Genomic DNA, 12,717 nt, shown 5'->3' on the forward strand with positions numbered 1-12,717 from the left:
CGCTCCAATCATGTCTTAATTTAAAATCGCCCCAGGTCTCCCCGGGGCGCGCGTATAGTCTTTATAATTACTCCTCTTCGTCTGAAAGGGATGTGCTCTGGTGAACCATGACCTCCTTGTTGTAGCAGGCGAAGGCACCATCCACAAGTGCAGCATCCGGTCTCTTTGTGAAAAGAGATATCACAGGAACAATAACAAGTCCTGCCAGCATGCAGAATGCTCCGGCGTTGATCGGTGACTGAAGAAGCTTAGGGAAGCTGCTTCTAAATGCCATATTTGCAAGCATTACAACTGTAGAGAATACAAAGTTAACCCATACAGCAACCTTGGTTGTGCCCCTCCAGTACAGTCCATAGAGGAACGGAGCCAGGAATGCACCTGCCAGAGCTCCCCATGAAACACCCATGAGCTGAGCGATGAAGGTCACGTTCTGCTTGTACTGAATGATTGCGATAACAACAGAGATGGCAACGAATACAATTATGAGAGCCCTCATGATAAGGAGCTGTCTCTTTTCATCCATCTCCTTGTAAACATGGCCCTTCAAAAGGTCCAAAGTCAGAGTTGAACTGCTGGTAAGAACCAGTGATGAAAGTGTGGACATTGAAGCTGAAAGTACCAGCACAACCACAACAGCTATAAGGATATCAGGCATGCCTGAGAGCATTGTAGGAATGATTGAGTCGTATCCGCCATTAGCGATATCAACCTTATCGGAAAAGAGCCTTCCAAAGCCGCCAAGGAAGTAGCATCCGCCGGCAACTACAAAAGCAAAGAATGTAGATACGATTGTTCCCTTGGAAATTGCTCTCTCACTCTTTATCGCATAGAACTTCTGAACCATCTGAGGAAGTCCCCATGTACCCAGGGATGTAAGAAGTACTACGCCCACAAGGTTAAGAGGATCGGGTCCAAAGAAGGATGCGAAGATGCCGGGTGTTGTTGAAACACTCTCATCGCTTATTCTTGCAAGGCCGTCGAGAGCTGCAAGGAATCCGCCCTGACTGTTAAGTACAGATAAAATAACTGCACAGATACCGATCAGCATGATGATACCCTGAATGAAATCGTTGATGGCTGTAGCCATGTATCCGCCGGCGATAACGTAAATACCGGTGAGTACTGCCATAACAATAACGCAGATAGAATAATCGATATTAAATGCCATACCAAAAAGTCTTGAAAGACCGTTATACAATGATGCTGTGTATGGTATCAGGAATATGAAAGTGATGATTGAAGCTGCAATCTTAAGAGATCTTCCGCCAAATCTTGCCGCAAAGAACTGAGGCATTGTTGCGGAATTAAGATGCTGTGTCATGATCCTGGTTCTACGTCCAAGAATTACCCATGCAAGGAGTGATCCGATAAGGGCATTTCCGATTCCGACCCAGGTAGATGCTATTCCGTATTTCCAGCCAAACTGACCGGCATAACCAACGAAAATAACTGCCGAAAAATAAGATGTTCCGTAAGCAAAAGCTGTAACCCAGGGGCCAACAGATCTTCCGCCCAAAACGAAACCATTGACATCAGTGGAATTCTTCCTGCAGATGAAGCCGATTGTAAGCATTACCGCAAAGAATACCACCAGTAACAGTGCTTTGATAATCATAAGATTTTCCCTCCAACAAACATTCTATTTAATACTGTAACGCTTTAAAGCGTGTTAGTCAAGAATGCTTGTGAAGGAAATTGTATAATTATTTAAAATATTAAAGAAGTGAGCTGATGCAAGCCTCAACGTCAGCTACGTCGGCTGTTGGCTCAAATCTTGCAACCACGTTTCCTTCGCGGTCAATGATGAACTTGGTAAAGTTCCTCTCCCTTTCCTGTCTTAAGTGTGTAATCGTAGATCATTATCTTTCCTCCTTAATGTTTATTGTGTTAATATCTCTTTTACCAATTTGCTACTTCATCTGCGTTATGTACAAGCTTGGCATCCAATACCGCAGCGCCCTTGATATACTCTCCGAGTTTCTCGGCTGTCTTACCGATTCCGCTTCCGCCGGAAGTTGCGAAGGCGTAAACCTTCTTGCCTTCCCAATTATAATCCTTGCAGAATGTGTAAATTACTCTTGGCGCTGCTGCATACCAGATAGGGAAACCAATGTAGATAACGTCATACTTATCGAAATCCTCAACCTTTCCCTTAACAGGAACATCTTTTTTACCAACCTGTTCCTTGTTACATCTTGAAAGTGGATTGAGGTAGTTAATATCTGCCTTTGTGTAAAGCTCTGTCGGAACGATCTCGAAACAATCAGCTCCGATCTTCTTTGCAAATCCCTCTGCTACTGCTTTTGTTGTGCCTTCAGCACTGAAAAATGTTACTAATGTGCTCATACTTTGCCTCCATATTTTTTAGGCCTGTTATCCCGGGCTTTTATTCTTGATTTAAAGCTTGTGCAAGCTGAATTGTTTTGTATTTCGCGCAATCTAATTGTATCACATCTTTGTATATTTGCAAATGCTTTTTTGGGGATGGGTGGGCTACATTAGGTATCTGTTGATATTCTCATATACACTGTGAATATCCAGATCTATATCATTGGATTCCATGGTTATGATCAGATTATCGCCAAGAACAATTCCGTTCTGTTCGTATATCATTAACTTGTTAAAATTATCCAGGCAATAATCCGCATCTCCAAGCCTGCCTAAATGCTCCCAATATATGGTCTTTCTTTTCTTGATATTTAGAGCCACGAAATCAGGATACTTGGTAATACGGTTGTCTAAATCCAAACGCGGCTCATATATATACGGAATTTTCATATTAAACATAGTATCAGCTATTATCTTTTCACTCTTACTCTTAGATATCTCTTTATTCATGGTTTCAAATGATCTCTTTGGTGGATATGGATTCTGACATGGTGGCATGGATGCCAGCCATTTTTTGATATAATCCTCGTCGGTTGAGATTATAGGAGTTATCATAGCTTTCTTTGCATTACTGGTTTCTTTGTAAATATCTGTGATTGCATTAATATTGCTATGAATTATATATTTCTCCAATATGCTAATCTGCTCGTTAATCACTTTATTAACCTTCAGCTCATACTCCTTTTGGATGATAGGACGGATTTCATCAAACTTCTTCTTATTCACGTAGATACGCTTTCCCGAATTTTCATCTTTGCGATAATACTGATGAAAGTTTCCTCTTGAGGATGTCCGAATACATTCTTCAGGCGCATTCTTCAGTTTTTTCAAATTCTCATCTGAGCGCTTTTTTAGTTTCTTCAGCAGAATAAGCTGCTTTTCCAGTTCTCTCTTATTGTCTTCCATAGTTATTCCTTTAGCTTTCTGTACTTTTTACTTTCCTTTACTCTGATATTTTTTGTCACTGGTATAATCTACAATTAACAATGACATTTCTTAAAAATTGGTGGAACCGGTCATCTGGATAATTCTCGTGTAATAAAACTGATAGATTTAGTAATGAATACAGTGAGATTTGATGTGATGATGGCAGAACGCCACTACCGGTATATAACTGATCAACATTCAGATTATACTTCACAATCCGTATCAGACTGATGATGATATTAGCATAATTTAGACTGATTAGTCTTTAAGAATTTATGAAGAATTATTAATTTTAAGAGGGTATATCTTAAGAATTTTACGTAATATCGCTCATATAAAGCACTTGATCAAGCTTGTATATTGAATAGCGCAGCACTGTTTATGAATTTACTCAAAAGCGTTAGCAAAAGTCATGCCAATAGAGGAAAATATCAACTGGCATGACATGCACTTTAGGGCTTGTCATGCGGATGCACCAATTCGCCTATTCGGCATGAATATATTTGTAGTGAAAGTCATGCCAATAGCATTTTTTCTTGTTGCGCATGATAACATAGTCATGCTATATCAAGATTTTTTAGAAGAGCATGACTTTCCATGGTTCCAAAGTCATGCCAAATCAAATATTTGCACAAGAGCATGACTTTGGTCTACACGATAAGTCAATAGAGACCATGCTCGCTCGAAATCGCATGGCGAATCCCTCTACCCCGCCATGCCCGCTCGAAATCGCCCTGCGATTCCCACTCTGTGCGCAGAAGTGCAACGAAATCGCAGATTTCTGCACTTCTAGTGTCGCTTGACGGCATTCGCCGTATAAATAAGCAAAAAAAGTGCGACTTTTGAGTAAACTCAAGTCGCACTTCTTTCACTTATTTGCATGGCTCATTTAACAACAATGTTAACAATCCTGCCCGGTACATAAATCTCTTTTACAATAGTCTTGCCCTCAAGCTTATCAGCAATAAGCTCTTTACCCTTGGCGATAACTTCGTCCTTAGGATCTTCCTTGCCGATGGAGAGCTTCTCTTTAACCTTACCGTTGATCTGAACTGCGATCTCAACAGTATCTTCAACGCACTTGGACTCATCATAGGTTGGCCATGGCTCAAATGCGATGGTGTTATCGTGGCCAAGGAGCTGCCAGATTTCCTCACCTACGTGAGGGCAGATGCAGGAGAACATCTTGATGAAGTTCTCAGCATACTCTCTTGGGCACTTGCCTTCCTTGTAAACTGCGTTTACGAAGATCATCATCTGGGCGATGGCTGTGTTGAAGCCAAGTTCCTCAAAATCACCTGAAACCTTCTTAACAGTCTGGTGATATACCTTCTCGAGGTTTCCGCCTGACTGCTCAGTAATATTAGAAGGCTCTGTAAAGAATGTATATACACGGCCTATGAACTTTCTTGCGCCGGTAACTGCTGCTGAGTTCCAGGGCTTTGAAACCTCAAGAGGTCCCATGAACATCTCGTAGAGACGAAGTGTGTCAGCGCCGTACTCTTCAACAATATCACTTGGATTAACAACGAACTCAGGGAATCTCTTACCCATCTTGATTCCGTTTTCGCCAAGGATCATTCCCTGATGTACGAGCTTCTTGAAAGGCTCTTTTACAGGAGAAAGGCCCTTATGATAAAGGAATCTGTTCCAGATACGTGAGTACATAAGGTGTCCTACAGCATGCTCGGGTCCTCCGATGTAAAGGTCAACAGGCATCCAGTGCTTAAGGAGCTCCTGATTAGCAAACTCTTTATCATTATCCGGATCGATATATCTTAAGAAGTACCATGAAGAACCTGCACTACCGGGCATTGTTGATGTCTCTCTTGTGCCCTTAAGTCCGTTCTTGTCATAGGCCTTCCACTCTGTTGCATTCTCAAGAGGAGCCTTACCGTTCTTACCCTTGTAATCTTCAAGCTCAGGAAGGATGACAGGAAGCTCTGAATCATCGAGGAATACGATGCTTCCGTCCTCTTTGTATACACATGGAACAGGCTCGCCCCAGTAACGCTGTCTTGCGAAGATCCACTCACGGAAGTGGTAGTTGACCTTTTCCCTAGCAACTCCCATATCTACGAGTTTAGCTGTAATAGCCTTCTTGGCCTCTTCTACTGTAAGGCCGTCAAACTCCTCAGAGTTCATAAGGATGCATCCCTTGCCGAGGTAATCCTGCTTCTCAAATGCATGTGCGGAGATATCAACTGTTCCCTCTGCATTGTTGATTACCTGGATAAGCGGAAGCTTATGAACTTCTGCATACTCGAAGTCTCTCTGATCGTGAGCAGGTACAGCCATAACAGCACCTGTACCGTAGCTTGCAAGAACGAAATCACCGATAAAGAGTGGAACTTCCTTGCCGTTTACAGGGTTGATAGCATAGAGTCCCTTAAGAGGACATCCTGACTTGGTCTTGTTAAGATCTGTACGATCAAGGTCGTTCTTCTTGAGTGTCTCGTCAATGTATGCCTGAACTTCTTCAGGATTCTCAACGCGGTCCATAAGTCCCTTAACAATCTCTCCGTCGGGAGCAAGAACCATGAATGTGATACCGTAAATTGTCTCGATACATGTGGTGAAGATTGAGAACTCTCCGCCGCCAACAATCTTGAAATCAACCTCTACACCGGTTGACTTACCGATCCAGTTTCTCTGGATCTCTTTTGTTGACTCAGGCCAGTCGATCTCATTGAGGCCATCAAGAAGCTCCTCAGCAAATGCCTGCTGGTCGATTACCCACTGCTTCATCATCTTCTTTACAACAGGGTATCCGCCACGCTCTGACTTACCGTCAATAACCTCATCGTTTGAAAGAACTGTACCAAGCTCCTCACACCAGTTAACAGGCATGTCGATGTGCTTAGCATAGCCTGCTTCGTAGAGCTTTTTGAAGATCCACTGTGTCCACTTGTAGAACTTGGGATCACTGGTTGCGATCATCTTGGACCAGTCGTAGTCAAAGCCGAGCTCTTTGAGCTGCTTACTGAAGGTCTGAATATTCTTCTCTGTAAATCCTGCAGGATGATTACCTGTTGTTACAGCATACTGCTCAGCAGGAAGTCCGAAGGAGTCGTATCCCATGGGATGAAGAACGTTATATCCTTGCATGCGCTTCATACGTGACATGATATCTGTAGCTGTGTATCCTTCCGGATGACCTGCGTGAAGACCTACTCCTGAAGGATATGGAAACATATCAAGTGCATAATACTTGGGCTTTGAAAAATCCCAGACATCTGTCTTAAAGGTCTGATGCTCCTCCCAATATTTCTGCCACTTCTTTTCGATTGCGTGATGGTTATATACTTCTGCCATAACTAAAGCTCCTCTTTATATTCAAAATATTAAAATCGATTATACCATTATCTCCACAAAACCCAAAGGAAAACATACGCTCCGATTACTGCTGCCAGAGTAAATGGAATTCCGATCCTTGCAAAATCCCAGAAGGAAACCTCGTGTCCCTCTTTTCTTAGCATTCCAACGCCTGCGATGTTGCAGCTTGCGCCTACAGGAGTGATGTTTCCGCCAAGTGTTGCTCCGCATAGCAGTCCGAAATACAGAAGATAAGGTGCAATTCCGAGGGATGCAGTAACTCCCTGAAGAACAGGAAGCATGGTAGCAACGTAAGGAATGTTATCAATAAATGCAGAGATAAGAACTGATCCCCAAACTACTATTGTGAACAGCAGGAACAGATTGTTTCCGCCTGCCTTAACGATAAAGTTTGCAAGATCGTCAACAAGTCCAACGTTTGTAACTCCACCGATTACCATGAAAAGACCTGTAAGAAGAAGCACAGTGTCATAATCAAGATTCTTGACAACTCTCACGATTCGATCAGCATCGTGATCCTTAAAGTACTCCCAAACCATACCTACGATTGAACATCCAAGACAGATAAGACCGTTTGTGATCTCAGGCTTCTCAGGAATGAATGAAGCAGCCATGAGGAGAACTACGTGTGCCACCATCATGATGGTAGGAACATAATCTGTAACCTTTGTCTTCTCTTCTGCAGATACAGGCTCTTTGTCTTTTCTAAAGAGGATCATCATGATCGGAACGGTTAAAAGAGCTCCAAGCTCAACTGCAAAGAAGATACCCGGTCTTCCGTTCATCCAGAAGAAATCGTTGAAGTCCATCTTGGCATAAGCGCCGAGCATGATTGATGTAGTATCACCGACCAGTGTTGCAGCTCCCTGAAGGTTGGATGATACTGCGATTGAAATGATCATAGGAACCGGATTGATCTTAAGCTTTTTACAAACCGCAAGTCCAACGGGCGCAACCATAAGGAGTGTAGCCACGTTGTCGATAAATGCTGAAATGATACCTGAGAACAGTGACATGAAGATCGTAACCCACATAACGTTGGGTGCCAGATCCAATAGGTGATCCGCGATCAGGTTCGGCATCTTGGAATCGATGAAATAATCAACAAGTAGCAGCGTACCGAAAATCATCAGTAGGACGTTCCAGTCAACAACAGAAAATACCGTGTTGTACGGAAGTATCCCCGTAACTATATATATTGCAGCAACGGCTAGCGCTATGATCGCACGCCTTTTGGGGAATGTGATCAGCCCTACATACATTGCCACAAACAGAATTATTGCAAGTGTTTTCAATTAAAGCTTCCTCTCTTTCTCAATTTTCACATAACATATCATAAGTCACTCCGTATTTTTCCGCAATGTCTTTTGCATAAGAAAGACCCTTTGGCGGACCGACCTCTACCTCATAAAGGCGTCGCCCCTCATCAGCTTTTACCACAAGGGATGCTGCCTTGGCAGTAACTGCGTCGTCATTGATCTCATCAATCTCGATGGCGAGCTTATGCATGTGAGTGTTGTAAATGGTCCTGATGCCCTTTTTAAGGATTGCCTTGGAGCAGTCTCTGGCAATGAAGTACCCCTCTTCAAACGAAGTGGTTGAGAAAGTTTCATTTAGCAGCAAAAGACTCTTTCCCGTAGCCGGTTCGTATAGCTCCTTAAAGCGCTTGCACTCCTCGCCAAGGCGCCCCAGGTCCATGGTCTTGTCCTCATCCGCCGGGAAGTGCGTGTAAATTGCATCTACAGGCACATATTCAAATTTGGTTCCGGGCACATAGATTCCGCCCTGTGCCATGAAAAAGAGCTGTCCCACGGTCTGGGTTATCGTAGTCTTACCGCCCATGTTGGCGCCGGTCAGGATATAAAGCGTGTGCTCATCAGTAAAATCAAGGTTGTTCTTAACTATGTCTGCAGCTGTTTCGCCGGCATGCTCAGTCAGGAGTTTGATGTTGTAGATACCCTGTGCATCCATGGACTTTTCGCTGCTGCCGGCTTCATGGACACATGGTTTGCAAAAGACAGCTCCCTTCCCGGTCATGCTTTCAACATATTCAGCCCACCTGATGTAATAGATAAACTCCGGCATCAGGTCGGTTATATCGGTCACGGTGACCATAGTGTATTTATTGAGAACGGTTCTAAGATGCTTGACCGTCTGGCTCAGCATCCTGTCTGTTATCTTATCCATGTAGTTGGTGACGGACTTTGTAGTATCATCCGCTTCCGACACCTTCATCATGCTCATCATGGCAAGCGGGCTGAATACAGGAGGAATAAAGTCTGCACCTGTACCCAGTGGGGCCTTGGCCTGAATCTCATCAAATCTGTAATTATCGTCCCAGTCAGTGGAGGCCTGAACATTGTCTTTTGCCGAAACCTTGTCTACAAAGTGCTTGACCATGGTGGACTTGGAGAATGGCCTGCTATTGACGGAAATAAGGCCTATTCCGCAGGCTTCAAAGCGCTCATTTAGGTTGATGCCGACGGTCACACTCTTAAGATTGTTGGTATCTGCCTTGAGCTCTGCAATGTCTTTTTTCAGGCCCTCGAAGCCGTTGTCCTCATAGAGGTCGTTTACATACTTCTTAAGCCCAAGAAGCCCCTCAGAATGAAGGTCAGCGCCATCAAGGCACTTCTGGATCGCCTCGATGCTGTCTATATAGTCGCGGATTTCCTCAAGCCTGTGGACCAGGTCCCAGACTCCGGGTTCGTGGTCGCCGTCATGCTTATAGCTTCCATATTCTTTCAGGAAATTGACGCGGTCCAAGAGCTCTAAGAGTTCTTCCCGCATGGCCTTGTTTCTGTAAATGTCGTCAAAGACATCGCTCCTGTACTGTGCGTTGTGGGCATCGGCAGTCACGAGCTTCATGACATTTGTTATATAGGTCTGCTCATTCTTTTCCTTAGAGAGCTTTATAAGAACACTGTCCATGCCGATGTCATGGACAGTGAGGTCACTCAGTTTCTTATATTCAAGTTTCTGGTCAGGAAAAATAAGGCTGTATTTCTCGGACATGACAGTCCCTCCGTAAAAAAAGAATTACCAGTCAGAATCCCAGTCTGTTCCGCCGGAATCCCAGCTGTCATCGCTGCCCCAGTCGTAGTCTGAGTCATTGTCATCGCTGGATGAATGATATCTGTCGTAGTAGGATGATTCATCCCAGTCAGTTGTGCCCATTGATGAATCCCAGGTATCTGAAACATAGTATTCATCATAGTTCTCCGATATTGTTGCAGGGCCGGGAGCAGTACTGCTGACTTCCCGCCAGCCATCATCATAGACGTACCAGTCATCACTTATGTAGTAGTAGACATCATTGTCGTATCTGTAATAGCCTCTGTGCCTGTTTTCGCGAAGACTGCTGACAAAGACACTTATCATTATGATGACGACTACTATGTAAAAGAGACTTCTTATACCATTAAATAAACCGCCGCCGGAACCGGATCTCCCTCCTGATCCGAAGCCACCTCCGCCTCCGGAGCGCGTTACGCCTCCGCCTTTATTATTCGCCTTCTGATGAACAATCTCATCCTTAAGGCGCTGGTAGAGCTCATTTACAGCATATTCTTCATCCTTGCCCTGATAGCGAACGGCTCTTGAGCCATCACCTTTGTTCTTGTAGACAATAAAATCTCCGTTGTCATCTTTATAAATACCGAAAGCTCTTGGCTCCTTGTAATCGACACCGATGAAAAATCGTGTCACTTCAGGGGCCGGGAGATTTCTGTTCTTGTACCACTGCTGCAGTTCTTCAATGGTCTTGGGGCCCTTCTCGTTTTTGTGGGAAGGGTTGGGAGCTCCACAGTCAGGACACTGGTGCAGAGTATCCTCGTATGTATTTCCGCAGTAATCACATTTTATCTTCATAATACAATTTTCTCCTCTGGGAACTATTATAGCATGTGTGAGTCACTGGGGGAGTTTCTTTATGCTGCGCCTTTACCTCCGTCCCTAGGGGTCAAAAATGAGCCACTGACTCCGTCCCTAGGGCTCAAAAACGCCCGGTCGAAATGACCGGGCGGGATATAACATAAGCATGTTCAATTTAGTATAGCTTCTCTGAAGCTCCGTCTGCAGTTGCAAATGGTCCGGGAATTACTTCTGTTCCCCTGTGTTCACCAAGATAATCCACATCAAAGGTGATCGGTGTTCCATCAGGATTCTCGAACTTCTGTGAAGGCTCAAAAGCTTCACCCAGAGTATCTGTTGAGATCATGTCAGCTTTGAAGCCCTTAAGCACTTCATAGATATTTGTATCCAGGAAGTAACCTCCATCCTTCTCCACAACGTCGACAAATACTTTTCCTGATTCATCAGCAAAAGAGTTCTTCTCATTCTTCCAGGCTTTTGCACCCTCGAAGTATGCGTTTCCATCAATCCAGACAGGAAGATGTCCAAAGTGGGGCTCAGCATGCTTCATCATGTTCGGATGCTCTTCATCCATATCAAACTGCTCTATCCACTCATCATAGGTAGGATACTCGTCAAAACAGTAGGTTCCGACCTTTCTGTTCTCAATCTGCTTCTGGCTCGGGTCAGAGTCGTTCTCAAGAACCAGATCCTCAGAAGGCCATTTCTGAATGAAGATATTGTTGTAGATTCGGTCGTCTCCGTGAAGTATTGTCATAAAGCCCATAACCTCTGTTCTGTGAGGCATATGGTATGGTGTGTATCTCCAGGTTGTTCCCTCTCCCACCATGGTAAATGAGCCTGCGCAGAGGTTATGCACCATAGCTACGCCCTGAGTTGCGATGCGGAGTGAAACATCGGACAGGAGAATGTTGTTATCAATAAGTGTCGGTCCGTGGCTGACCTCAACGAAGATATCCTGACAGGTCATTCCGCCCTGAAGCTGCTTGGCAAATGAAGGACGCTCATTGTCATGAAGGAGGTTCTGAGTGATCCTTGTTCCCTGTGCTTCCCAGTCGCACCAGATTCCCATGGTGCAGTGGTGGATGTGGTTTCGTCTCATCACAACGTCAATGGCTGCATGCATCTTGATACCTGCGATCTCAGCGCCGCCCAGCTCCATCATGTTGTTGATGTGATGGATATGGTTGTCCTCGATGATGCTGAAAACACCGCCCATACGGCCGATGATTCCGCCCTGCTCACAGTGATGGATATTGTTTCTGCGAATTATATGTCCGCCAATCTTCTCTTTTAACCAACCATAGTACTGACCACGGCAGACCGAATCCCTCTCCATCTGGGTAGGACTCTTAACGTGCTTGGTTGTATAGAAATTGCTGTTCTCGGGATCGTAGTAGCGTCCGACACAGATTCCTGCGCACTTGCTTCCCCAGATCTCACAGTCCTCGATGATCCAGCCCTTGCTCCAGTGAGGACTGATCATTCCGTCCTGATAAGCTGCAGGCGGAGCCCAGGTAGTTGCTGCTTTGTTGATATTAAAGCCTGTTACTGTAATATATCCAACGCCCTCTTTTTCAGGCATAAAGCACTCGCGCCTTACGGTGATCTCAACGTTTTCCTTGTTCGGATCTGCGCCGCCAAAGTTTGCGTAGAATACGGTTTCATCCTTCTCCTTGTCCTGCTCGGCATACCATTTCCATTTGGAGTTCTCCGGATCCCAGGAGCAGTCATAAACCTCTGCTGCCACGCACTCCTCAATGCTGAGTGCCTCGTAGAGAGCGCGGTCATTTATCCACACACAGCCTGTGTGCTTGTTGGGAGTTGCGAAATACCAGTCGCCGTAAACAAGAGTTGTGTATGGATTGTATCCGCCAAAAATACCGTTCTTAACTCTTGCCGTCCAAACGTCTCCCTTATAATTTGTCCAGCCCGTGACCTTCTCTGCGCCTGTGATAACAGCGCCCAGTGGTTCCTGACTCCTATAAACAATGCGCGCATCTTCTCTTCCTGCATTTACGGGATTTACATATTCTCTGTAAGTTCCGGGTGCAACCAGGACTTCATCGCCCGCCTTAGCAACAGCTGCTGCCTCATTTATTCTCTTAAAGGGCAGACTCTTACTTCCGTTGCCGTCATGCTTTGCATTAGCATCAACATAAATTACCATAAAAGACCTCTTTCTTCTCGATT

The 12,717-nt window shown here is 44.7% G+C and carries 8 protein-coding genes and 1 pseudogene; all 9 read right to left on the minus strand.

The window, feature by feature from the left end; translation table 11 throughout:
• Positions 1-67: 67 nt before the first annotated feature.
• The 9 genes and pseudogenes from G633_RS18840 to G633_RS0116175 all read right to left on the minus strand — a co-directional run bounded on the left by G633_RS18840 (position 68) and on the right by G633_RS0116175 (position 12,694).
• Complete coding sequence (locus G633_RS18840) at positions 68-1,615, minus strand: sodium:solute symporter family protein (RefSeq protein WP_022768604.1); 1,548 nt, start codon at positions 1,613-1,615, stop codon at positions 68-70.
• Positions 1,616-1,715: 100 nt separating this feature from the next.
• Positions 1,716-1,820, minus strand: a pseudogene (locus G633_RS20500) (glutathione peroxidase); the annotation flags it as partial.
• A 79-nt stretch (positions 1,821-1,899) separates the two neighbouring features.
• Positions 1,900-2,346, minus strand: coding sequence for a flavodoxin (locus tag G633_RS0116140; RefSeq protein ID WP_022768605.1), 447 nt, complete (start codon positions 2,344-2,346; stop codon positions 1,900-1,902).
• Positions 2,347-2,493: 147 nt separating this feature from the next.
• On the minus strand, positions 2,494-3,294 hold the full coding sequence (locus G633_RS0116145; protein WP_022768606.1) for a hypothetical protein: 801 nt from the start codon (positions 3,292-3,294) through the stop codon (positions 2,494-2,496).
• A 906-nt stretch (positions 3,295-4,200) separates the two neighbouring features.
• Complete coding sequence (gene leuS, locus G633_RS0116155) at positions 4,201-6,630, minus strand: leucine--tRNA ligase (RefSeq protein WP_026520550.1); 2,430 nt, start codon at positions 6,628-6,630, stop codon at positions 4,201-4,203.
• Between the two features lie 47 nt (positions 6,631-6,677).
• Positions 6,678-7,946: an SLC13 family permease gene (locus G633_RS0116160; RefSeq protein WP_026520551.1), complete on the minus strand. Its 1,269-nt coding sequence runs from the start codon at positions 7,944-7,946 to the stop codon at positions 6,678-6,680.
• 19 nt (positions 7,947-7,965) lie between these two features.
• Positions 7,966-9,666 (minus strand): MutS-related protein, encoded by a 1,701-nt coding sequence (locus tag G633_RS0116165; protein ID WP_026520552.1) that lies wholly within the window; start codon positions 9,664-9,666, stop codon positions 7,966-7,968.
• Positions 9,667-9,690: 24 nt separating this feature from the next.
• On the minus strand, positions 9,691-10,521 hold the full coding sequence (locus tag G633_RS0116170) for a hypothetical protein (protein WP_026520553.1): 831 nt from the start codon (positions 10,519-10,521) through the stop codon (positions 9,691-9,693).
• A gap of 178 nt (positions 10,522-10,699) precedes the next feature.
• A complete protein-coding gene (locus tag G633_RS0116175) occupies positions 10,700-12,694 on the minus strand; it encodes a right-handed parallel beta-helix repeat-containing protein (RefSeq protein ID WP_022768611.1) in 1,995 nt (664 codons plus the stop codon).
• Between the last annotated feature and the right edge of the window lie 23 nt (positions 12,695-12,717).

Source organism: Butyrivibrio sp. FCS006 (assembly GCF_000424525.1).
GTDB lineage: Bacteria > Bacillota > Clostridia > Lachnospirales > Lachnospiraceae > Butyrivibrio.